The organism is Meiothermus sp., from assembly GCF_026004115.1.
Taxonomy (GTDB): Bacteria; Deinococcota; Deinococci; order Deinococcales; family Thermaceae; genus Meiothermus.
Genome location: NZ_BPIM01000001.1, coordinates 2,385,233 through 2,406,668, shown reverse-complemented (window position 1 = coordinate 2,406,668; position 21,436 = coordinate 2,385,233). Strand labels below are relative to the sequence as shown.

General features: G+C 61.0%; 21 protein-coding genes. 13 read left to right on the top strand and 8 right to left on the bottom strand.

Annotation, left to right across the window (positions count from 1 at the left end; translation table 11 throughout):
* The first annotated feature begins 99 nt into the window (after positions 1 to 99).
* A complete protein-coding gene (locus Q0X23_RS11690; protein WP_297860450.1) occupies positions 100 to 1,476 on the top strand; it encodes a hemolysin family protein in 1,377 nt (458 codons plus the stop codon).
* Positions 1,477 to 1,497: 21 nt separating this feature from the next.
* Positions 1,498 to 1,914, top strand: a complete 417-nt coding sequence (gene cdd / locus Q0X23_RS11685; RefSeq protein ID WP_297860449.1) for a cytidine deaminase — start codon at positions 1,498 to 1,500, stop codon at positions 1,912 to 1,914.
* A gap of 3 nt (positions 1,915 to 1,917) precedes the next feature.
* Here the strand turns inward: cdd and Q0X23_RS11680 are convergent, their stop codons facing one another.
* The 3 genes from Q0X23_RS11680 to Q0X23_RS11670 form a co-directional block, all read right to left on the bottom strand.
* On the bottom strand, positions 1,918 to 2,157 hold the full coding sequence (locus tag Q0X23_RS11680) for a hypothetical protein (RefSeq protein ID WP_297860448.1): 240 nt from the start codon (positions 2,155 to 2,157) through the stop codon (positions 1,918 to 1,920).
* A gap of 39 nt (positions 2,158 to 2,196) precedes the next feature.
* Complete coding sequence (locus Q0X23_RS11675) at positions 2,197 to 2,463, bottom strand: hypothetical protein (protein WP_297860447.1); 267 nt, start codon at positions 2,461 to 2,463, stop codon at positions 2,197 to 2,199.
* 63 nt (positions 2,464 to 2,526) lie between these two features.
* Entirely contained in the window at positions 2,527 to 4,053 is a 1,527-nt protein-coding gene (locus tag Q0X23_RS11670; protein WP_297860446.1) for a glycine--tRNA ligase, read from the bottom strand.
* 311 nt (positions 4,054 to 4,364) lie between these two features.
* Here Q0X23_RS11670 and Q0X23_RS11665 point away from each other — a divergent pair, with 311 nt between their 5' ends.
* The 3 genes from Q0X23_RS11665 to Q0X23_RS11655 all read left to right on the top strand — a co-directional run bounded on the left by Q0X23_RS11665 (position 4,365) and on the right by Q0X23_RS11655 (position 8,397).
* Entirely contained in the window at positions 4,365 to 4,913 is a 549-nt protein-coding gene (locus Q0X23_RS11665; RefSeq protein WP_297860445.1) for a Uma2 family endonuclease, read from the top strand.
* A gap of 296 nt (positions 4,914 to 5,209) precedes the next feature.
* Entirely contained in the window at positions 5,210 to 7,420 is a 2,211-nt protein-coding gene (locus Q0X23_RS11660; protein WP_297860444.1) for an ATP-dependent Clp protease ATP-binding subunit, read from the top strand.
* Positions 7,421 to 7,626: 206 nt separating this feature from the next.
* Positions 7,627 to 8,397, top strand: coding sequence for a GPP34 family phosphoprotein (locus Q0X23_RS11655; RefSeq protein WP_297860443.1), 771 nt, complete (start codon positions 7,627 to 7,629; stop codon positions 8,395 to 8,397).
* Positions 8,398 to 8,399: 2 nt separating this feature from the next.
* Here the strand turns inward: Q0X23_RS11655 and Q0X23_RS11650 are convergent, their stop codons facing one another.
* From Q0X23_RS11650 to Q0X23_RS11630, 5 genes are read right to left on the bottom strand one after another with little or no spacing between them, the layout of a single operon-like run.
* Complete coding sequence (locus Q0X23_RS11650; RefSeq protein WP_297860442.1) at positions 8,400 to 8,891, bottom strand: dihydrofolate reductase; 492 nt, start codon at positions 8,889 to 8,891, stop codon at positions 8,400 to 8,402.
* Between the two features lie 3 nt (positions 8,892 to 8,894).
* The gene (locus Q0X23_RS11645; protein ID WP_297860441.1) at positions 8,895 to 9,689 is read right to left on the bottom strand and encodes a thymidylate synthase; all 795 of its coding nucleotides are present in this window, start codon (positions 9,687 to 9,689) and stop codon (positions 8,895 to 8,897) included.
* A 13-nt stretch (positions 9,690 to 9,702) separates the two neighbouring features.
* Entirely contained in the window at positions 9,703 to 10,599 is an 897-nt protein-coding gene (locus tag Q0X23_RS11640; protein ID WP_297860440.1) for an FAD-dependent oxidoreductase, read from the bottom strand.
* Positions 10,596 to 11,918 carry a tRNA (N6-isopentenyl adenosine(37)-C2)-methylthiotransferase MiaB gene (gene miaB / locus Q0X23_RS11635; protein ID WP_297860439.1) on the bottom strand — a complete coding sequence of 441 codons (1,323 nt, stop codon included), beginning with the start codon at positions 11,916 to 11,918 and terminating at the stop codon, positions 10,596 to 10,598. The genes Q0X23_RS11640 and miaB overlap by 4 nt, the downstream gene beginning before the upstream one ends.
* A gap of 60 nt (positions 11,919 to 11,978) precedes the next feature.
* Positions 11,979 to 12,785, bottom strand: coding sequence for a phosphotransferase family protein (locus Q0X23_RS11630; protein ID WP_297860438.1), 807 nt, complete (start codon positions 12,783 to 12,785; stop codon positions 11,979 to 11,981).
* Positions 12,786 to 13,029: 244 nt separating this feature from the next.
* Here Q0X23_RS11630 and leuC point away from each other — a divergent pair, with 244 nt between their 5' ends.
* The 8 genes from leuC to Q0X23_RS11590 all read left to right on the top strand — a co-directional run bounded on the left by leuC (position 13,030) and on the right by Q0X23_RS11590 (position 21,396).
* Complete coding sequence (leuC, locus tag Q0X23_RS11625; protein WP_297860437.1) at positions 13,030 to 14,454, top strand: 3-isopropylmalate dehydratase large subunit; 1,425 nt, start codon at positions 13,030 to 13,032, stop codon at positions 14,452 to 14,454.
* A 59-nt stretch (positions 14,455 to 14,513) separates the two neighbouring features.
* Positions 14,514 to 14,726, top strand: a complete 213-nt coding sequence (locus tag Q0X23_RS11620) for a hypothetical protein (protein WP_297860436.1) — start codon at positions 14,514 to 14,516, stop codon at positions 14,724 to 14,726.
* A complete protein-coding gene (gene leuD, locus Q0X23_RS11615) occupies positions 14,727 to 15,332 on the top strand; it encodes a 3-isopropylmalate dehydratase small subunit (RefSeq protein ID WP_119341568.1) in 606 nt (201 codons plus the stop codon).
* A gap of 14 nt (positions 15,333 to 15,346) precedes the next feature.
* Complete coding sequence (leuB, locus tag Q0X23_RS11610) at positions 15,347 to 16,399, top strand: 3-isopropylmalate dehydrogenase (protein WP_297860435.1); 1,053 nt, start codon at positions 15,347 to 15,349, stop codon at positions 16,397 to 16,399.
* A 57-nt stretch (positions 16,400 to 16,456) separates the two neighbouring features.
* Positions 16,457 to 17,203: an SDR family NAD(P)-dependent oxidoreductase gene (locus Q0X23_RS11605; RefSeq protein ID WP_297860434.1), complete on the top strand. Its 747-nt coding sequence runs from the start codon at positions 16,457 to 16,459 to the stop codon at positions 17,201 to 17,203.
* A 31-nt stretch (positions 17,204 to 17,234) separates the two neighbouring features.
* Positions 17,235 to 18,899 carry a dihydroxy-acid dehydratase gene (gene ilvD, locus Q0X23_RS11600; RefSeq protein WP_297860433.1) on the top strand — a complete coding sequence of 555 codons (1,665 nt, stop codon included), beginning with the start codon at positions 17,235 to 17,237 and terminating at the stop codon, positions 18,897 to 18,899.
* Positions 18,900 to 19,211: 312 nt separating this feature from the next.
* Entirely contained in the window at positions 19,212 to 20,198 is a 987-nt protein-coding gene (locus Q0X23_RS11595; protein WP_297860432.1) for a metal ABC transporter substrate-binding protein, read from the top strand.
* Positions 20,199 to 20,250: 52 nt separating this feature from the next.
* Entirely contained in the window at positions 20,251 to 21,396 is a 1,146-nt protein-coding gene (locus Q0X23_RS11590) for a hypothetical protein (RefSeq protein ID WP_297860431.1), read from the top strand.
* Positions 21,397 to 21,436: the final 40 nt, after the last annotated feature.

The window sequence follows — 21,436 nt, the reverse complement described above, 5'->3', positions numbered from 1 at the left end:
CGTCTAGTAGCGTATGGACTCCCCTTCCAAACGTAGCGGTGGCATTGCCCTGGAACGCTCCGGGGCGAGTTAGTTTTTGGATGGCCGAACGCGAACCTTATGGAAAGTATCCCTGGCAGTTTTGGAATTATTGTCCTCCTCATCCTGATTAATGCTTTTTTTGTGGCTGCCGAATTCTCTCTGGTGGCAATCAGGCGCAGCCGGGTCGAACAAATGGCGGAAAGCGGCTCCTGGCAGGGCAACCTGCTCAAGCAGGCCATGGTCAAGCTCGATACCTACATCGCCACCACCCAGCTAGGTATCACCGCCACCAACCTGATTCTGGGTGCGTTTGGCGAACCCTACGTGACCCGGCTCATTGTGACAGGCATCGCTCTTCTATTTGGCCAGACTGAAGCTTCTGTCGCCGCAGAAAGCAGCCTGCTCACCACCATCAGTTTTGCCATCTCGGTCATCCTCATCACTTTTATTACGGTGCTCTTTGGCGAACTTATTCCCAAGGGCATTGCCCTGCAGCGCACCGAGCAGGTTGCGGGCTTCACCATCCTGCCGCTCAATGTTTTTCAGCGCCTGACCGCGCCTCTAGTGTGGCTGTTTAGCCGCAGCGGCAACTTCTTCCTGAGGCTCCTCGGCTTGAAGGAAGCCCCCTCGCACTCCATGGTAGGCAGCGCAGAAGAGCTGAAGTTGATTGTAGAAGCTTCTTCGAAGGAAGGCGTGCTGGACGAAAGCGAAGGCGAGATTATCAGCCAGATTCTGGATCTGGAAGAAACCCCGGTGCGCTCGATTATGGTTCCCAGGGTGGACATGGTGGCCATATCGGCCGATGCCACACTGCGCGAGTTCTGGAGTATGGCCCGCGAGCATCGTTATTCTCGGGTTCCGGTCTACAAAGAAACCATAGACAACATCATCGGGGTGGCCTACATCAAAGATTTGCTCGAGTACAGCGGCCCGGTGATGGACAGCACCAAGGTCAGCAGCATCTGCCACCCGGCCTACTTCGTGCCCGAGACCATGGGGGCGCGCGAGCTGCTGCGCGAGATGCGCCGCCGCAAAACCCACATGGCCATTGTGGTGGACGAGTTCAAGGGCACCGCCGGCCTGATTACCCTCGAGGACATCATCGAAGAAATCATCGGGGAGATCTACGATGAATCCGATGAAGAAGAAGCCGCCCCGGTGCAGGAGGTGGCCGAAGGGGTCTATATGCTGGATGCCTCCATTCCGCTGGAGGACGCCTCGGAAAAGCTGGGGATCGAGCTGCCAGAAGGCGAGTACGACACCCTTTCGGGCTTTCTGATGAACGAGTTTGGGCGCATCCCCGAGGTGGGGGAAAAGCTCGAGTACGGCAGTTTTGTCTTTGTGGTCGAAACGGCGGACCCCAGGGGCATCGAGCGGGTGCGGGCCCAGAAGAAAACCCCCCAGCCCAGCGACGACGAGACCCTGAGCGAGTCGGTCACTTCGGAGGAAGCCTGAATCGTGCGGTATGCTGGAAGCGTGTCCAGAACACCCAAGAAGGTTCTAGAACTCCTGCACCAGCTCCTGACCCGCTCCTATTCGCCCTACTCGGGTTTTGCTGTGGCGGCCGTCATCAAGTCCAGGTCGGGCCGATTATACGGCGGGGTGAATGTAGAAAACGCCGCCTATCCCCTCTCGCGCTGTGCCGAACAGTCGGCGACCCTGCAAATGGTCTCGGCGGGAGAGCAGGAGATTGCCGAGGTTTGGGTGTTGAGCCGGGGCAAACAGCCCGCAACCCCTTGCGGCGGATGTCGACAGGTACTAAGCGAGTTTGCCCACCCCAAGACCCCGGTGCACTGCCTCAGCGCCGACGGCTCCGAGTTACATACCACTCTCGGAGAGCTTCTGCCCCACGCCTTTTCGAAGCAGTATCTGGATAGGCCGGACAGAGGGTAGCTTCTATATGCGGGTTAGATCCCGGTTGCTCACAAAAGTGGGCAAGCCATAAAACATCGCCCGTAGACGAGCGTAGCCCTCGAGCCAGAGGTTGCGGGCGTAGTCCAGCGCATAGAGCTCCAAGGAATACCCCTGGAGCCTGAACAGGCAGCTAAGGTTGTACTCGAGTTCGTACGCAGGCAACACCCGATAGCCCCAGGGCGTCCAGGTAGTAGAAAACGACTCCAGTACCACCCCGTTCACCGGCGTGCGCGGGTGCTTGCTCGCAAGATTGGGCGCGACCTAGCCCACCGAGGCCACCCGCTCCACACGCTCCAGAAATGCCGCAAAATACTCGGCGCTCTGCAGCACCTGTACCTCGTCCCCTACCGCCACCGCAAAACCTTGCCCACAGTGCGACAGACAGGAAACAAACTCTACCTCGAGGCCTTTGCCCACCCCGCCAAAGTAGCCTATGCCCAGGTGGGATTGTAGCAGCTCGAGCCAGCTTGCGAAATACTTTTCGCCCTCCCGGGCGTGGCAGCCGGTACAAATGGCCAGACGCAACACGCTCTGAAGCCTAGGGGCTGGCCTCGCCAGCAACTGTAGCCTTGCGCCCGATGAAGGGCCTACTCAACGCCGCAAGCGCTCCTGCAGATACTGGGCCAGTTCCTTGACGGGCACCCTTTCCTGCTGCATGGTATCGCGGTCGCGCACCGTTACGGTGTCTTGCAGGGTGGTGCTACCGTCCTGGCTCTTGCCAATGGTGTCGTAGTCCACTGTTATGCAGAAGGGCGTGCCCACCTCGTCGTGGCGGCGGTAGGCCTTGCCGATGTTACCGGTGTCCTCGTAGAGCACCCGTCCAAAACCCAGCGCCTGTAGCTCGGCTTTGAGGCGGCGGGCATAGCTGGTAATTTCTTCCTTGTTCTTGGCCAGGGGAATGACCGCTACCTTGATGGGAGCCAGGTGGGGTTTGAGCTTCAGCACGATGCGCTCCTCGCCGTTTTCCAGCTTTTCCTTGGTGTAGGCTTCTGCCAAAACGGCCAGCACACCCCGGTCTACCCCCGCCGAAGGTTCAATCACATAGGGCACGAACCACTGCTTGGTCTCGGGATCCTGGACGGCCAGTTTGGCGGTGGAGTCGTGGTTTTCCAGCACCCGGGCCTGGATATTTAGCTCGGCCTGGCCCTTGGTGTGGCTGCCCAGGTCGTAGTCGCTGCGGTTGGCAATGCCCTCGATTTCCTCGAAGCCCAGGGTAGGGTAGTTGTACATCAGGTCGAAGGTGCGCTTGGAGTAGTGCGAGAGGTCTTCCTTGGGCACGTCCAGCACCCGAATCTGCGCGCGGGGAATGCCCTGGGCCTCCCACCACTTTAGGCGGGTCTCGAGCCAGCGCTCGTGCCATTCCTCGTCGGTGCCGGGTTTGACGAAATACTCAATCTCCATCTGCTCAAACTCGCGCACCCGGAAAATGAAGTTGCGCGGGGTAATCTCGTTGCGGAAGGCCTTGCCAATCTGGGCCACCCCAAAGGGCAGGCGCCGAGCGGTGGCGTCCAGCACGTTTTTGAAGTTAACAAAAATGCCCTGCGCGGTCTCGGGACGCAAATAGCCATAGGAGTCTTCGTCGGCTACCGGGCCAATCTGGGTCTTGAACATCATGTTGAAGGGACGCGGCGGCGTCCAGTCGCCGGGCGCACCGTCGGCGGGGTCAATCACCCGGCAGGTGTTCATGGCCAGGGCGGCCTTTTCTGGCTCGGCCAGCAAGCGTGAGACCAGGGCCGCCAGGTTGTTTTTTTCGTGCAGGCCCATGGTCTGGGACAGGGCTGCCAGCACCTCCGGCTTTTGCTCCTTGAGCAGGTGATCCAGGCGGTAGCGCTTTTTGGAAACGCGGTTGTCTACCAGGGGGTCGGAAAAGGTGGCCTCGTGGCCGGAGTAGAACAGCACCAGCCGGTGGGTCAGGATGCTAGCATCCAGCCCCTCCATGTCGTCGCGTTCGTAGACGTTAGCTTTCCACCAGGCCGCTTTGAGGTTGTTTTTGAGCTCGACGCCCAGGGGGCCGTAGTCATAGGTGCCTTGAAGACCGCCGTAGATATCCGAGCCAGGGAAAATAAAGCCCCGGCGCTTGCACAGGCTCACCAGTTCTTCCATCGTTTCAGCAGGCATTTGTTCCCTCCGCTTGGGTCGACCGACCCTCACCATTGCGTGCCGACAAATAAAAAACCCCGGCACGCATGCCTGGGGACGAAAGTTGGTGCTTCCGCGGTTCCACCCCAGTTCCTCAAGGGGAGTGCCCTCGAGGCCCTTTGAGCTGCGCTTGTGTATGACCCGCTGCCCTTCACCCGGTTCTTGGCTGCCTGGCTCACACCCTCCCAGGCTCGCTGTAGCGGAACGCCGGGCTACTCCTGCGGTTCGGCGCAAGGTATAAGCTAACACAGAGGCCCTTTCCTATCAAGGATTTTGCTATTCTGTAGGGAATGCCACGGCAAGAGCCCCCGGTAAAAACCGTCCTCACAGTTGAGGAGTTCCTCCACTTCGAGGCTGGTTCGAATGTTAAGCACGAGTACGTTCAGGGCCAAATTTTTTTGATGGCCGGTGGGACTCGCCGCCATAACCGGATTGCGGTTCGGTTGGGTAGCTCGATTGAGAACCAGGCTCAACAAACAAACTGTTTGGTGGCAATCGCCGATACCCTTGTCCAAGCCGGAAATGCACTGTACTACCCCGACGTCATGGTCTATTGCCAACCCGAAGAAGACATGCGTGTGGTCAAAAAACCTTGCCTGGTTGTGGAAGTGCTTTCCGAGCGCACAGCCGAAACTGACCGGGGCGAAAAGTGGCTCAACTACCAGACCATTCCAAGTCTGCAAATGTACGTTTTGCTCGAGCAAGACACCATCCGGGCCGAGGTGTTCCGTCGGGTGGAGGGGGGCTGGTTCTACGAGAGAATCGAGAGCGGTACTCTAAAGCTGCCCTGCGTAGACCTGGAAATTGCGCTCGAGGACGTCTATTCCCGTCTGGAGTAGCGCTCGAAAAAGCTTTCAATCCTGCGTGCATCACAAAAACGGTTTGCCCCTATAATCATTTTTCTCAGGGATAAAACGTGAACAGCGCTCGGCGGGCTGTGTTTGTTGCAGGACAAATGTCGCTGACGTATTTTTTAGAGCTGAGCTAATCTTTTCTTTAGGCTTTAGACAAAAGACCTGGCAACGCTTCGTAACGTGTGGCGCAAACACCTAGAAAGAGCCCGTCATACTGTAATATTGAGATAGGAAGAAAGCGGCGCTATGAATACTTGTACGACATACCAGGAGGTTCGCGCTTGAACAGGTACGACGACCGCGCCAGGTTGGTTTTTCACTATGCCAGGGAGGAAGGGAGCCGGCTGGGCCATAGCATGATCGGGCCCGAGCACCTGCTACTGGGCCTGATGCGCGAAGGGGGTACGGCTGCGCGCATCCTGATGGAGTACGGGGCCAGCCTCGAGGCCATGCGCCGTATGGTCGAGGAGCTGGTGGGCCGCGGCGAGGGCAGCCGCACCGGCGAACCCCCCGCCATTACCCCGCGCGCCCGCCGGGTCATGGAGCTGGCCGGGGCCGAGGCCCGCAACATGTCCAGCCAGGTAATCGGCACCGAACACATTCTGCTGGGCATCATCCGCGAGGGCGACGGCATCGCCTACCGCATCATGACCCACTACGCCAAGGATGTGGATACCATCCGTTGGCGGGTGCTCTCCCAAGCCGGCGAGCAGACCAAAGAAAAAGCGGTGGCCACGCCCTTCCTCGACGAGTATGGCCGCGACCTGACCCGCGAAGCCCGCGAGGGCAAGCTCGACCCAGTGATTGGCCGGGCCGAAGAGATTAACCGGGTCATCCAGATTCTGGCCCGCCGCACCAAAAACAACCCCGTGCTGGTCGGCGACCCCGGCGTGGGCAAGACCGCCATTGTGGAAGGGCTGGCCCAGGCCATTGTGGAAGGACGGGTGCCACCGGTGCTGCGCGGGGCCCGCATCGTCTCGGTCGACCTGGCCGGGGTGGTAGCCGGTACCAAGTACCGCGGCGAGTTCGAAGAACGGCTGCGCCAGATTATCGAAGAGCTCAAGAACGCTAAAGTGGTGGCTTTCATCGATGAGCTGCACACCCTGATTGGGGCCGGTGGCGCCGAGGGCACCCTGGACGCCGCCAACATCCTCAAGCCCCCCCTGAGCCGGGGCGAGATTCAGGTCATTGGGGCGACCACCACCGGCGAGTACCACCGTTACATCGAAAAGGACGCCGCCCTCGAGCGCCGCTTCCAGCCCGTGATTGTGTTGGAACCCTCCCCAGAGGAAACCCTGGAGATTTTGAAGGGCCTGCGTCCCCGCTACGAGGCTCACCACGGGGTGGTGATCCCGGACGAAATCCTGGGCCTCTCGGTCAAGATTGGTATACGCAGCCTGCCGGGACGCAACTTCCCCGATAAAGCCATCGACCTGATCGACGAAGCCGCCAGCCGGGTGCGTCTCAACGACTCGCTGGGTCTGCCGGTAGCCATGGACGAAGATGGCACCCCCCTGGTGGCCCGCGAGGACATCGAGAGTGTGGTGGACTCCTGGGGTGGCGTCTATGTGGACGACAAGGACGACAGCAAGCTCTTTGGCCTGGAAGAGGAGCTCAACAAGCGGGTGATTGGCCAGAAAGAGGCCGTCGAGGCCCTGGCCGCGGCCTTGCGGCGCAGCCGGGTGGGGCTGGGCGGGCGTACCCGTGTCTCGGCCAGCTTCCTGTTTGTGGGCTCGTCCGGGGTGGGCAAGACCCACCTGGCCAAGGCCCTGGCCGAGGTGCTGTTCGGCTCCGAGCGGGCCCTGATCCGCTTTGATATGAGCGAGTTCCAGGAACCCCACTCCATCTCCAAGCTGATTGGGGCCCCACCGGGCTATGTGGGCTACGAGCAAGGGGGCCGCCTGACCGAGGCCGTGCGCCGCCAGCCTTTCAGTGTGGTGCTGCTCGACGAAATTGAAAAAGCCCACCCGGACATCTACAACACCTTCTTGCAGGTGCTCGACGAGGGCCGCCTCACCGACGGTCTAGGTCGCACCGTGGACTTCCGCCGGGTGATTCTGATCATGACCTCCAACACCGGCTTCAACGTGGGGCCGGCCATTGGCTTCACCAACCGTGAGGTGGACACCGAGAGCCCGCTCAAGGCCATCTTTACGCCCGAGTTCCTCGATCGCCTCGACGAGGTCATCCGCTTCCGCAACCTGAGCGAGGCTGAGCTGGTGCAGGTCGCGCAAATTATGCTCGAGGACATCGCCAAAGAGCTCGAGTCGCGCGAAAAGCTTGTCCGCTTCGACCCATCTGTGGCTGCCTGGTTGGTTGGGCAAGCCCCCAAGCAGGGCAGCACCCGCATCTTGCGCAACCTGATTCGAGAAAAAATCGAAGACCCGCTCTCGCTCGAGCTTCTCTCGCGCCCTGGCCGCATCCTATTTGTGACCCTCAAGGACGGCGACATCGCCTTCGAGGAAGAAGAGTTGAGCCTGGGTCTGGCCTGATCAAAGCCAGCCCAAAAGCCTCCCTGCGTTCAGGGGGGTTTTTTGATGGTTCTAAGTGACCGAACCCTGACATTCCTCGGCCATATTGAATTTAGGTAATTGAATGAAGCAAATCCAGCGAAATCAACCCTCGGCTCAACCCAACCTGATTTCGATGCGGAGCAAACGCACACCGTTTTTTTTCGGTCAAGTCCCTGAAGGAATGTATGGTACAGCCAACGAATGAGGTGATCAGACAAAACCTAAGTGCGACCGAACTGCTGGTGTTGCTAAACCCCAGCGTGGAAGCAAAGGAGGCCCTTAAGGTGGGGCTCAAGGAACTACTAGCCTTGGGGCTGGTACGTCTGGAAAAGCGCTTGAGGCGTGGATGGCTGGGGAAGGAGGTGCCCCACCCCTTCCTGCACATAAGTAGCGGCGAACGTCCAAACAACCGGGTCTTGGATGGCTTGCTAGGTGATCTTCGCAGTGCCAGTCGGCACAGCCCAGAGCTAGGGCATGTGCTCAAGGAGCTACAAAAAGAACACGGTCAAAACTACGAAAGGTTCAAGCAAAGAATCATTCTGCCCGGTCTGCTGGCACAGGGGTTGCTCGAGCCCCAAACAAAAAAGGTGCTGGGGCTGTTCAGGGCCACCCATTATGGGCTCACTGCGTCGGGCCTGGAGTACAAGAAACGACTCGAACACCACATGGCCCTGGCCCGTCGGACTCGGCTTTTCAAAGATGACCCCACTCACGTTGCAGTTCTGATGGTCAGCCTGGGGCCTGCCCTCCTCATGCCTGAACTAGAGCTCCACTTGCGGCAACTCAATCATAGGGTGCGACCAGAAGGTGGTGGAGATTCAGTGGTTTTTCCCACCTGGGATGGTCACGACGAAGACCGCCCTTTTGAAGCCGACTTCAAAACCCTGGATCAGGCCTTCGGCGATGTGTACAGCGGCGCGGATGCCTCGGAAGGTGCCGACGGCGGCGGAGAGTAAGCTCAGACTCTGGCGCGCTCGAGATCCACATAGCTAAAAGCAAACGGGTGGCGTTCGTCAGAGGGGTGAAAGGCCCGGTAGACCTCCCGCCACTCTGCGCTGTCCCACTGGGGGAAAAAGGCATCGGCATCGGGCACTGTGGCGTCCACCAGGGTCAGGTGCAGGTGGGTGGCCAGGGGCAAGAACATGGCATAGACCTCCCCACCACCGATGACCATGAGCTCATCGCCGAGTTTCAGGGCCTCTTCCAGCGAATGCACGACCTCGAGGCCCTCGGGCCTGAAAGCGGGGTCGCGGGTGAGCACCACGTTGCGGCGCTGGGGGAGCGGCCGCCCGATGCTCTCATAGGTTTTACGCCCCATCAGAACGGTCCTGCCCAGGGTGAGGGCACGGAAGCGCTTGAGGTCGTCGGGCAGGCGCCAGGGCAGCGCGCCACCCTGGCCAATGGCCCGGTTCTTGTCCATGGCCACCACCAGGGCAATCTTCCGGCCCATAACTCAAACTGCCACCGGCGCGGCAATGCGCGGGTGGGGGTGGTAGTTCTCAAGGACAATATCCTCAAAGGTAAAAGCAAACAAATCCCGCACCGCAGGGTTGAGCCGCACCGTAGGCAAAGGCCGGGGCTCGCGCGAGAGCTGCAAGCGGGCCTGCACAAAGTGGTTCTGGTAGAGGTGGGCATCACCCAGGGTGTGAATGAACTCCCCCGGCTTCAGACCCGTCACCTGGGCCACCATAAGGGTCAGCAGTGCGTACGAAGCAATGTTGAAGGGTACCCCCAAAAAGATGTCGGCGCTGCGCTGGTAAAGCTGGCAGGAAAGCCGCCCCTGGGCCACATAAAACTGAAACAGAATATGGCAGGGGGCCAGGGCCATTTTGGGCAGGTCGGCCACGTTCCAGGCGCTCACCACCAGCCGGCGCGAATCGGGGTTGCGCTTGATTTCTTCCACCACCCAGGCCATCTGGTCTAGGGTCTGGCCGTCTGCACCTTCCCAGCTGCGCCACTGCTTACCGTACACCGGGCCCAGCTCACCTTCCGCGTTGGCCCACTCGTCCCAGATGGTTACCCCGTTTTCACGCAAAAAGCGGATATTGGTCTCGCCCCGCAAGAACCACAGAAGCTCGTACACCACGCTCTTCCAATGAACTTTTTTGGTGGTGACCAGCGGAAAGCCCTCCGACAGGTCAAAGCGCATCTGGTAGCCAAAGACCGAGCGGGTGCCCACCCCGGTACGGTCGGACTTATCTACCCCGCGCTCGAGCACGTATTGCATCAGCTCGTGGTACTGCCGCATGGCATTCAGTCTATCAGGATTTCCCCTGGATGCGCTTCAGGAGCCGATGCGCATAGAGCGGAGCGTAGAAATACGCCGCCGAACCAAAACCGGTAAGGGCATAGCCGCCGGGAATCTCTTTGAGGTAGTGGCTATCGAGCCGGTAGCGCACCCCGGCCCAGCTTGAGCCCACCGCAGGCCGGTAGCCCAGCAGCTTCTCGGCCTCCGAAAGCAGCCACTCGATTTCGTGCGGCTCGGTCTGATGCGAGGTGTAGGTGTGCTGATGGGGCAAATAGCTACCCCCCAGGCTGTGCCCCGCCACGTACACCCCATACGAACGGGCCTGCTTGAAGTGCTCCTGGGTCTGGAGCACCGAACCCGGCGTAAACCGCCCCCCCAGGCCCACCAGGTGCGCCCCGCTGGCCCCTCCGGCATACACCACCAGGCCCGCGTGCAGGGTGCGGCGTTCGGGGGTTCGCAGATATAGGGTGGTGTGCTCGAGCCCTCCTACCTCGGTGTAGAGAATGTCCAGACCTTCAGCCAACCGGTGCAGCAGGGGGGTGGTCTGAAGCCAGCCCGCGTTTTCCAGGTAGAGGCCCTCGTCCAGCCACTCGTGGGGAATCCGACGGCCCTCGAGCTTGCCCATCCACACACCCCTATCCGCCTCGGGCACGGGCCTGAGAATGCCTCGGCGTACCGGCCCAAAACGGGGGTAAAAGTCCCAGAGGGCTTCCAGGGCCTCTTCGGCCTCGGGGGCCACCGTGCCACGTTTGCCCCGCACCGGGTTCAAAAGCGCATCCGGCACCCGGCTGGCCTGGCCCAGTTCGCGGGCTACCACCCGCACCTCTTTGCCGGCTTCGTGCAGCACCCGGGCCGCAGCAAGACCGGCTATTCCGGCCCCGATCACCACAATTTCGGCGTCTGTTCTCACGCCATCAAGAGGGGAATGGTAGCAGCTTCCTCAGCCCCCACCACCTCGCCAAACAGCATATGCGGGGTGGCTTGCTTCACCACCACCTGGTACAGCCCCGGACGGGGGGCCTGGGCCGCCGGGACAAGGGTGGGGTGGTTGCCCCGGGTGTGGCCCTCGGCGTAGCTCTCATCCTTGGCCGCGCCCCGCACCAATACCTCTACGGTCTTGCCTACCCAGCGCTGGTTCTGGCGGTAGCTCCACTCTTTTTGTTTTTCGATGAGCCGCTGAAGCCGCTCCACCTTGACTTCGCGGGGCAAGTCCTGGAAGTGCTTGTAGCTCGGGGTGCCGGGGCGGGGGGAGTAGATGAACATGTAGGCGCTGTCGTAGCCCACCTCATCGTAGAGGGAAAGGGTCTCCTGGAAGTCTTCTTCGGTTTCGCCGGGAAAACCCACAATGATGTCGGTAGAGAGCACCACCTCGGGCATGGCCTGGCGGATGGCCCGGATGCGATCCAGATACCATTCGCGCCGGTACTCGCGGGCCATGCGGCGCAAAATCCGGTTAGAACCCGACTGCACCGGCAGGTGGATGTAGTTGCAGACCTGCGGGGTCTCGGCCATAGCGGCAATCACGTCGTCGGTAAAGTTGACCGGGTGGGAAGTGGTGAACTTGATGCGGGGAATACCCATCTGGCCCACCATCCGTAAAAGCTCGGCAAAGCTCGGAAAGCCGGGCTGGTCGTTGCCATAGGAGTTGACGTTCTGGCCCAGCAAAGTCACTTCCACGACCCCGGCAGCCTTGAGCTGTTCAATTTCCCGCAGAATCAGGTCGGGGTGGCGGCTGACTTCGGGGCCCCGCGTGGTGGGCACGATGCAGTAGGTGCAGTGATGGTTGCAGCCCCGGATGATGCTCACGAACGCCGAGAGGGCCCCCTGGGGCGCGGGGGGCAGGTGGTGGGTCAGTTCTTCGCGGAAGCTCAAGTCCCAGAACCTGTGTTTGGACTCGATCGCCTTACCAATTTCGGTCAGAGCACCCGGCCCCAACAGCACATCTACTTCAAACTTGCGGGCAATTTGCTGGCCCTCCTCGAGCTGGGCCAGGCAGCCCATCATGCCGACCAGCAAGGGCCGTTTTTCTTTCTCTTTGCGTAGCTCGCCCAGCAAAGAGCGCACCTTCTCGACGGGCTTGCCGCGCACCGCGCAGGTGTTGACCAGCACAAAATCGGCCTCCTGCCAGGTATCTACAAATTCCGCGCCCAACGATACCAGCTCGCTTTTCACAAGGTGGGTGTCGTATTCGTTCATTTGGCAGCCATAGGTGATGATGTTTGTTTTCATGCGAACCTCGAGGCCGGCCGGAGGGATTCCGGGGCCACACAGACCTTCAGTGTAACAAAGTCATTCAGAGGGTTCACCCTGTAGCTGCAGGCCCTCTTCAATCAGTTGCATCAGGCGAGGCTCCTCGGCAGGAATGTTCTCGCGCAGGCGGGCTGCTGCCACAATGGGCATCCAGGACTTTAGCTGGGCTAGGTCGAGGCTCGAGAAGGTCTGGTAGTGCTCGAGGTAGGTCTGGTAAAACAACTCCCGCTGGTGCATGATTTCTTCGCGCCCCGGCAGGTCGAGCGGGAGTTCGCTATAAAGCACCAGGAGGGTAGTCCGGGCCATATCGGCCAGGGGGTTGCCGCGCATGGCATTGGGCCAGTCCACCACATATACCCCGTCTTCCCCAATCAGCACGTTCTCGGGGTGAAAGTCGCCGTGGCACAGCGCGGTTCCATCGGGCAGGCGCTCCAGATGATTGAGCAGGGCCGTCCGCAGCTCGAGCGGTAGTCGGCTGGCCTCGATACGCCGCATGAGGTGAAGCCGCTGGGACGGCAAATGTCCGGCCGCTTTGTTGTGAAGCTGTCGATGCAAGGCCCCCAGCATCTGGGCTGCAAAGCGCAAGCGGGTGGGGTCGGTCTGGATGTAGTCGGTGAGCGGAACCCCTTTGATCCACTGCAAAACCAGGCCCCAGCGACCCTCAAACTCCAGCACGTCCTCTACCTTGGCGGAGGGTACCCCCATCAGCCAGACCTGCTGGGTAAGACGGGCCTCGAGTTCAGCATCGGCTTGAGAAAACTCCGGCCAGAACAGCTTCAGCACGTAGCCGTCGGCCCAGGCATATACCTCGGCCTCGCGCCCTTGTCCCAGCCGCGTGAGCAGCATCTTGGCTGTAGGATACCCGCTTCCAGGGCCTAACACCACAGCAAGATAGGCGCTACAGAGAAGTTCAACGAGGCTTGACGTTTTGGTATACCAAACTTTATACTCCTGGCAATGACGGACCCCGTTGCGCAGCGCCTACTACGCCCCGCTCGAGGGGTCTAGTTTGCTGCCGTCATAGGCCCCAGAGCAAAACGTCTCTGGGGTTTTTGCTCAAGGTTTCGGACAAAGGAGGCATAAAACAATCATGGGAAAAAGTCTGTACCAAAAAGTCTGGGAGAGCCACGCGGTGCGCACGCTGCCCAACGGGCAAACGCAGCTCTTCATCGACACCCACCTGATCCACGAGGTCACCAGCCCCCAGGCTTTCGGGATGCTGCGCGACCTCGGCCTCAAGGTGCGCTTCCCCGAGCGCACCTTCGCCACGGTAGACCACATCGTGCCCACGCACTCGCTTGCAGAACCCTTCGCCGACCCCCAGGCCGACGAGATGATCCGCCAGCTCCGCAAGAACGTGCAGGAGTTCGGCATTACCTTTTTTGACGTGACTTCAGGCCAGCAGGGCATTGTACACGTGATTGGCCCGGAAAACGGCATCACCCAGCCCGGCATGACCATCGCCTGTGGCGACTCCCACACCTCTACCCACGGGGCCTTCGGGGCCATCGCCTTTGGCATTGGCACCACCCAGGTACGCGATGTGCTGGCCACCCAGACCATGGCGGTGAGCAAACTCAAGGTGCGGCGGATTAACGTGAACGGCAAGCTGCGCCCCGGGGTCTACGCCAAGGACGTGATCCTGCACATCATCAAGGTGCTGGGGGTGAACGGGGGCATCGGCTATGCGTATGAATACGGCGGCAGCGTCTTTGACAACTTCAGTATGGAAGAGCGCATGACCGTCTGCAACATGAGCATCGAGGGGGGAGCCCGCATCGGCTACGTCAACCCCGACCAGACCACCTTCGACTACCTGAAAGGCCGGCCCTATGCCCCCAAAGGCGAGGCATGGGAGCAGGCCGTAGCGCGCTGGAAGGCCCTGGCCTCCGACCCCGACGCCCACTACGACGACATAGTGAACATCCGCGCCGAGGACATTGCCCCCACCGTGACCTGGGGCATCAACCCCGGCCAGGGCTGCGCCATCACCGACCGCGTCCCCGACCCCGCCCTCTACCCCGAGGCCGAACGGGCCGGTCTGGAAGAAGCCCTCAAGCACATGAAGCTCCGGCCCGGCCAGCCCATCAAGGGGGTGAAGGTGGATGTGGCCTTTCTGGGAAGCTGCACCAACGGTCGCATCTCCGACTTTCGCGAAGCTGCCAGGTACCTCAAGGGCCGCAAGGTAGCCCCGGGGGTGCGGGCCATTGCGGTGCCGGGCTCCCAGCAGGTAGCCAGGCAGTGCGAAGAGGAGGGCATCGCTGAAATCTTCCGCGAGGCCGGGTTTGAATGGCGCGGTGCGGGCTGCAGCATGTGCCTGGCCATGAACCCCGACAAGCTGGTCGGAGACGAGCTGTGCGCCTCTTCCTCCAACCGCAACTTCAAGGGCCGACAGGGCAGCGCCACCGGACGCACCGTGCTGATGTCGCCGGTGATGGTGGTGGCCGCCGCCGTAACCGGCCAGGTAAGCGATGCGCGGGAAGTGTTTGGGGTCAGTGAGCTGGTGGGTGCGTAGGGTCTGTAAAGTAATCAAAGGGCACAATCGTCTAGGTAAAGCCCGAAGGAGAGGTCTGTTTGTCTACAAAGGAATTGATTCGAGGGGTGGTGCTGGTGGTGGTCTCGGTGCTGCTGTCTATTGCCACCCTGGGGCTTTGGCTGGGCAACCTGCAAACCAACCCGGTACTCAGCTGGGTGGTTTTTGTGGTGGGGTTTGCCCTGTGTGCGGTGGCCGCAATTGCGGGCATCTGGGGCATCCTGGGTTTTTTCAGGGATAAGGAGGGCAAGTAGATGGCTTTAGAACCTATCCAACAAGTACGTGGGCGGGCTGTCCATGTTCCCGGTAACGACATAGACACCGACCGCATCACCCCTGCGCGGTACCTGAAGGTGGTCACCTTCGACGGGCTGGGCGAGGCGCTTTTCTACGACGAGCGCTTCAACCCCGACGGCTCAGAGAAGCCGCATCCGCTAAACGACCCCCGCTTCAAGGGGGCCTCCATCATGCTGGTGGGGGCCAATTTTGGCTGCGGCAGCAGCCGCGAACACTCCCCGCAGGCCATCTACCGCGCCGGTTTCCGGGCGCTGATTGGCGAGAGCTTTGCGGAGATTTTCTTTGGCAACTCCACAGCTCTCTCGATGCCGTGCGTGACAGCATCCAAATCGGACATTGAGGCGTTGGCCCAGGCCATCGAGCAAGACCCCGGCCTGGAGGTCACGGTAGATGTGGAGCGCCTCGAGGTGCGCTACGCCGATAAAGCCTTTAAGGTGAACCTGCCCGCTACCGCCCAGAAAGCCCTGGTGGAAGGCCGCTGGGACCCCATTGCCGACCTGCTCGAGGCGGGGGATTTACTCGAGCAGGCCTCGGCCCGGCTCCCCAAAGCCGTACTGAGCTAAAGGAAAGGATTTGCATGCCCAAGATTGCCCTGCTTCCCGGAGACGGCATCGGCCCCGAAGTGACCTATGCTGCAGTAGATGTGCTGAAAGCGGCCGACCAGGCCTTTGGTCTGGGCCTCGAGTTTGAAGCCTTCCCCTTTGGCGGCAACGCCATAGACGCCCACGGCGAACCCTTCCCCGAGGTAACCCAACGAGGCTGCCTGGAGGCCGATGCCATTCTGCTGGGGGCCATCGGCGGGCCCAAGTGGGACAACGTACCCCGGCACCTGCGGGCCGAGACCGGCCTGCTGGCCCTGCGCAAAGCCCATGGCCTTTTTGCCAATCTGCGGCCTGCCAAGGTGTTGCAAGGGCTGGAGCACCTCTCCCCCCTCAAGCCCGAGATTGCCCGGGGGGTGGATGTGCTGGTGATTCGCGAGCTGACCGGCGGCATTTACTTCGGCGAGCCCCGCGGCATGAGCGAGGCCGAGGGCTGGAACACCGAACGCTACAGCAAACCGGAGGTAGAGCGCATCGCCCGGGTGGCCTTCGAGGCCGCCCGCAAGCGGCGGAACCAGGTTTGCAGCGTGGATAAAGCCAACGTGCTCGAGGTCGGCGAGTTCTGGCGCAAGACCGTGGACGAGGTGCACCGCGATTACCCCGATGTGGCCCTGGAGCACCAGTACGTGGATGCCATGGCCATGCACCTGGTCACCCGGCCCAGCCGCTTCGATGTGGTGGTGACCGGCAACATCTTCGGCGATATTCTGTCTGACCTGGCCAGCGTGCTGCCAGGTTCGCTGGGGCTGCTGCCCTCGGCCAGCCTGGGCGAGAAAACCCCCCTCTTTGAACCCGTCCACGGCTCCGCCCCCGACATCGCCGGCAAGGGCATCGCCAACCCCACCGCCGCTATTCTTTCAGCGGCCATGCTGCTCACCCATGCCCTGAACCGCTCGGACATCGCCAAACGGGTAGAGGACGCGGTAACGGCAGCCCTCTCGGCCAACCCCACCCCCGACCTGGGGGGCAAGGCCAGCACCCAGGATTTCACGCGGCAGGTAATCGAGGCCCTGGACAGGGTTGCGGCCTGAACCTCTGCACTCACCTGTCCCTGGCGGTTTTGGGCAATTCAGCGTATACACAGAAGCATGAAACTTAAGAACCAGACCTTCATCATCACCGGGGCCAGCCGGGGTATCGGCGAGGCGCTGGCGCTCGAGCTCGCCAGGGCCGGGGCCCACCTGGTCCTCGGGGCCCGTAATCAGAAGGCCCTCGAGTTTGTGCGCGACGAGGCACGCAACCTGGGAGTGCGCTGCGAGTCGGTGGCCGGGAGCGCCGCCCATAGTACCGTGGCCGAGGCCCTGGTCGCCCAGGCGCTCCAAATCGGGAGCTTTGTGGGCTTCATTCACAATGCCGGCATCCTGAATGCAGGGCCGCTGGCCTACGAACTGATCGAGTCGCAGTACGACGAAATCATGGATTCGAACGTCAAGGGCGGCTATCAGCTGGCCCGCTTCGCCTATCCCCACCTGATCCGCCAGCCCGGTAGCGTTGCGGTGTTTTTGGGTTCGGGGGTGGCCGAGCACAACATCCCGGGCATGGGTATCTATGCCATTGCCAAAGCGGCCGAAGAACACCTGGCCCGGCAACTGGCCATCGAGGCCCCCGAGGTGACCTGCTTCACCTACCGTCCCGGCATTGTGGAAACCAACATGCAAAAACAACTCCGCGAAGCCCAGGGAAGCGCCAGCGAGACCCTGCGCCCCCTGTTCAAGGGCTACCAAGCCCAAGGGCGCGTTCTCACCCCTGAGCAGTCCGCCAGAGCCTTGGTGCGGATCCTCGAGGCCGACCCCCGGCGTTTCCACGGTAAAATTGCCTCTGTACAGGATTTATAGGGCAACATCTTCTTTACAAAAAGAGGTACTTATGCGTTCGGATATCATCAAACTAGGCCCTCAACAAGCCCCCGCCCGCGCCATGCTCCGCGCGGTGGGCATCGGCGATGAGGAGTTCAAGATTCCCTGGGTGGGCATCGTGAATACCTGGACCGAAGGGATGCCCTGCAACTACCACCTGCGCGACCTGGCCGCCGACCTGAAAATCGGGGCCAGAGAGGCCGGTTTCCAGACCTTCGAGTTCGGCGCTCCGGCCATCTCCGACGGCATCAGCATGGGCACCATCGGGATGCGCAGCTCACTGGTGAGCCGCGAGGTGATCGCCGACGCCATCGAGCTAATTGCCCAGGGGTATCTGTACGACGGCATGGTGGCGCTGGTGGCCTGCGATAAGACCAACCCCGGCGGCATGATGGGGGTGATTCGGGCCAACGTGCCCAGCCTGGTGCTGTATGGCGGCTCCATTGCCCCCGGCTACCTGAACGGCAAGGCCCAGACTGTGGTGAGCGTGTTCGAGGCTGTGGGCCAGTACGCAGCAGGCAAGATTGACGAGAAGCAGCTCGAGGCCGTCGAGCGCACCGCCATCCCCGGCGCAGGGGCCTGTGGTGGGCAGTACACCGCCAACACCATGGCCATGGTGCTGGAGGTGATGGGTTTCTCCCCCATCGGCTACAACGCCATCCCCGCCGTGCACCCCGAGAAGAAGCCCGCCGGGCGCCGGGCCATGCAGATACTGGCCGACGCCATCAAGCACAACCGCACCCCCAGGAGCTTTCTGACCAAGAAGAGCTTCACCAACGCCATCGCAGCGGTGGCGGCCACGGGCGGCTCCACCAATGCAGTGCTGCACCTGTTGGCAATCGCCAAGGAAGCGGGGATCAAGCTGACGCTGGAGGAGTTCGACAAAATCTCCCGCAAAACTCCGGTGATTGCCGACATGCGCCCTTGGGGCCAGTACACCGCCTGGGAGCTCTACGAGGCTGGTGGCATTCCCCTGATTATCCGCCGCCTGATTGAAGGCGAGCTAATTGACGGCGACCAGATGACCGTCAGCGGCAAGACCTTGTGGCAGGAAACCAAAAACGCCAGGGAAACCAAAGGCCAGAAGGTGGTAACCAAAGCCAGCAAACCCTTCAAGCTCGAGGGCGGCCTGCGGGTGCTCAAGGGCTCGCTGGCCCCAGACGGCGCGGTGCTCAAGCTGGCCGGCACCGAGACCAAGGTGCACCGGGGCCCGGCCCGCGTCTTCGATGGCGAGCAAAGCGCCATGAAGGCGGTACTCAAGAAGCAAATCAAACCCGGCGACGTGGTGGTGATTCGCTACGAAGGCCCCAAGGGGGCCCCCGGCATGCCCGAGATGCTCTCGGTAACCTCGGCCCTGGTGGGCGAGGGGCTGGGCCCCCACGTAGCTTTGGTAACCGACGGGCGCTTCAGCGGCGGCACCAAGGGTCTGATGATCGGGCACGTGGCCCCTGAAGCCTTTGTCGGTGGCCCCATTGCACTGGTCAAGGAGGGCGACATTATCTCCATAGACTGCGATAAAGGCATTCTGAACCTAGAAGTTTCGGAAAAAGAGTTGGCCAAGCGGGCCAAAGCCTGGAAGGCTCCCAAGCCCCACTACAAGGCCGGGCTGTTTGCACGGTACGCGGCGCTGGTGAGCAGTGCGCGCGAAGGGGCGGTGCTAGTGAAGCCGGAGTGAGCCCTAGCATCAAGAAATGGGTAAAAACAAAAAAGACCCGCATCAAGCTTGGGTATGAAAGGTTCTATTGTTCCTCCCCCAGACTGCAGGGGAGGTTGGGTGGGGTTGCTGACCTGCCCCTACAGGCAGCCTGCTGATTCAGGGCCTGGCCGAATGCCCTTTCATACCGGATTCAAATAGATAGCCTCTGGGGGTCTTTGGTTTGGATGATTATCTTTTTGAATCCGGTATAACTGGCCGAACGGGGGGAGACGAACACGTAAGCGACCTTCATAGTTTTCAATCTACCCTAAATGATAATCTATTATCAATATGCTTCTTTTTACCTCTGGCCCCTGGTTGGCCCAAAAAACTGGTTTTGCCTGTGATTTAAGCGCGGTAATCGGAACTAAGGTCTTTGTCGGACTGGCGATATTTCTTTTTTTCCTCCTGCCCACAGCAGCATGGGCCCAAGGTCTGAACGTAGCTGCCACGACGCCCATCCTGGGGGATCTGGTGCGGGAAGTAGGTGCTGGGCGGGTTCGGCTTGCAGTGGTCGTGCCTATGGGGGCCGATCCGCATAGCTTCGAACCCCGCCCCTCTACGGTACGGGCCCTGGCAGGGGCACGGGTGCTTTTTGCCAACGGGCTTTACCTGGAAACGTTCCTGTCAAAATTGCAAGCTGGCCTTCCCCAGGGAGCCCGCACGGTACTTCTGGCGGAAGGGCTTCCCAACCTACTCTGCCTTACTGAAGCAGAGCGTAGGGCCGAGATAGAACAGGGGCTGCAAGTACACCGCCATGGCCTTTGCGATCCCCACTTATGGCTTGACCCTTCCTATGCTCGGCTGTATGTGGAGCGCATCCAGGGTGTGCTAAGCAAACTCGACCCGGCTGGCCATAACTTCTATGTCCGGCGGAGTACGGACTTCCTCCAACGGCTCGAGGCCACCGACAGCGAGATTAAGGCCTGCCTGGCTGCCATCCCGCCAAACCGTCGCCGGATTGTAGTCCAGCACGACGCCTTCCGCTATGCTGCTCGTCATTACGGCTTCGAAGTGGTGGGCAGTCTGGCCAGCTTCGTGGGGCAACAAAGGGGTCCACGGGCCCTAAGCGAGCTGGCTCTGCGAATCAAACAAGAAGGGGTGCAGGTAATCGCCACCGAACCCCAATTTGCTGCCGGCGAGGCCCGCACCCTGGCCGAGGCCACCGGCGCTCGGGTGATTACCCTGCTTTCGGATACCCTAACCCCTCAGGTGCCGACCTATCTGGAGCTGTTGCGCTTCAATGGACTGAATCTTTGCACCGCCTTTGCAAGATAGGGACTTGTCTAATAAATGATAATGCGTTATCAATATCGTGGGAGGTTGAACGATGAGGCTTGTTTTGTTCAGTTTGTTTGCCTTGGGTTTGTGGGGAAGTGTGGCTGTGGCGGGTGAGGAAAGCCACCCAGGCCGCCTGGTGATCGGCGATGGCAAGGCCGGACTGGTGCAGGTACTGGATCTGGAAAAAGGAGAGCTGGTAGGCCGCTTTACCGTACCCGGCCCGTCCAGTGTCTATCCTGCCCCTGGGGGTCAGTACGCCTTTGCAGTTCACCGCGCGCAAGACCGCGTAAGCGTTGTGTACAGCGGTCTGGGTTTGGAAGACCACGGCGACCACAAAGACCTGGTCGTACAAACCCCCTACATCTGGGCCACCCTGCACACCGGGCCCAAGCCCACCCACTTCAAAAGCCATGGCAACCAGATCGTCGTCTACAACGACGGCGACGGCACGATGGCTGTTTTCGAGGCCAAAAAACTCGGACTGCTACCCGAGTTCCGCGAGATTGCTACGGGCGCGCCCGACCACGGAGCGCCGGTAGCCCTGGAGCAGGTAGTCCTGGCGGGCAGCCTGAACCGGGGTGTGGTGGAGGTGTTTACCCATGGCGGGCGTAAGGTCACCCAGTTTGAGGGCTGCCCGCGCCTGCACGGTCAGGCGGTGCTGAGTAATACCGTGGCCTATGGGTGCGCCGATGGGGTGTTGCTGCTGGAGCAAAGGGGCAGCGGCTTTGTGGCCCGCAAACTGTCTAATCCTGCCGGAACCCCTGAGCGGGTTCGTGTAGGTACGCTTGTAAGCCACCCCAAGCACCCCTTCTTCATCGGGAACTTCGGACAGGGCCTGGCCCGCATTGATACCCAGATAACGCCCTACCCCCTTCCGGCCAGTCCAGTGCTATTCGGCTTTGACAAGGACGGCCTGCTGGCGGTACTCACCGCAGACGGGAAGCTGCATACCCTCGAGGCCAGCAGCGGCAAGGTCATCAAGAGCCTTGGGGTCACCCCGGCCATCACCGCCTCTGGCGAGGGCGCGGTGCGCCCAGGTATGGCGCTGGGCGATGGCCTGGCCTGGGTCACCCTGCCCGAAAGCGGCGAGATCCTTGAAATAGATCTGGCCGAGCTCAACATCAAACGCCGGTTTATGGTGGGGGGTGTCCCCGCCAGCCTGGCCTGGTTGGCGGTGGAGGGTGTACGTCACTAGGGCAAGCTGTAGGCCGAGGGCAGTGAGTCAAGTTTTCATG

Coding starts and splice junctions, on each gene's coding strand:
- Q0X23_RS11690 (WP_297860450.1), top strand. CDS start 100: ATGGAAAGTATCCCTGGCAGTTTTGGAATTATTGTCCTCCTCATCCTG.
- Q0X23_RS11670 (WP_297860446.1), bottom strand. CDS start 4,053: ATGCCTGCTGAAACGATGGAAGAACTGGTGAGCCTGTGCAAGCGCCGG.
- Q0X23_RS11665 (WP_297860445.1), top strand. CDS start 4,365: ATGCCACGGCAAGAGCCCCCGGTAAAAACCGTCCTCACAGTTGAGGAG.
- Q0X23_RS11655 (WP_297860443.1), top strand. CDS start 7,627: ATGGTACAGCCAACGAATGAGGTGATCAGACAAAACCTAAGTGCGACC.
- Q0X23_RS11650 (WP_297860442.1), bottom strand. CDS start 8,891: ATGGGCCGGAAGATTGCCCTGGTGGTGGCCATGGACAAGAACCGGGCC.
- Q0X23_RS11645 (WP_297860441.1), bottom strand. CDS start 9,689: ATGCGGCAGTACCACGAGCTGATGCAATACGTGCTCGAGCGCGGGGTA.
- miaB (WP_297860439.1), bottom strand. CDS start 11,918: ATGAAAACAAACATCATCACCTATGGCTGCCAAATGAACGAATACGAC.
- Q0X23_RS11630 (WP_297860438.1), bottom strand. CDS start 12,785: ATGCTGCTCACGCGGCTGGGACAAGGGCGCGAGGCCGAGGTATATGCC.
- leuC (WP_297860437.1), top strand. CDS start 13,030: ATGGGAAAAAGTCTGTACCAAAAAGTCTGGGAGAGCCACGCGGTGCGC.
- leuD (WP_119341568.1), top strand. CDS start 14,727: ATGGCTTTAGAACCTATCCAACAAGTACGTGGGCGGGCTGTCCATGTT.
- leuB (WP_297860435.1), top strand. CDS start 15,347: ATGCCCAAGATTGCCCTGCTTCCCGGAGACGGCATCGGCCCCGAAGTG.
- Q0X23_RS11605 (WP_297860434.1), top strand. CDS start 16,457: ATGAAACTTAAGAACCAGACCTTCATCATCACCGGGGCCAGCCGGGGT.
- ilvD (WP_297860433.1), top strand. CDS start 17,235: ATGCGTTCGGATATCATCAAACTAGGCCCTCAACAAGCCCCCGCCCGC.
- Q0X23_RS11595 (WP_297860432.1), top strand. CDS start 19,212: ATGCTTCTTTTTACCTCTGGCCCCTGGTTGGCCCAAAAAACTGGTTTT.
- Q0X23_RS11590 (WP_297860431.1), top strand. CDS start 20,251: ATGAGGCTTGTTTTGTTCAGTTTGTTTGCCTTGGGTTTGTGGGGAAGT.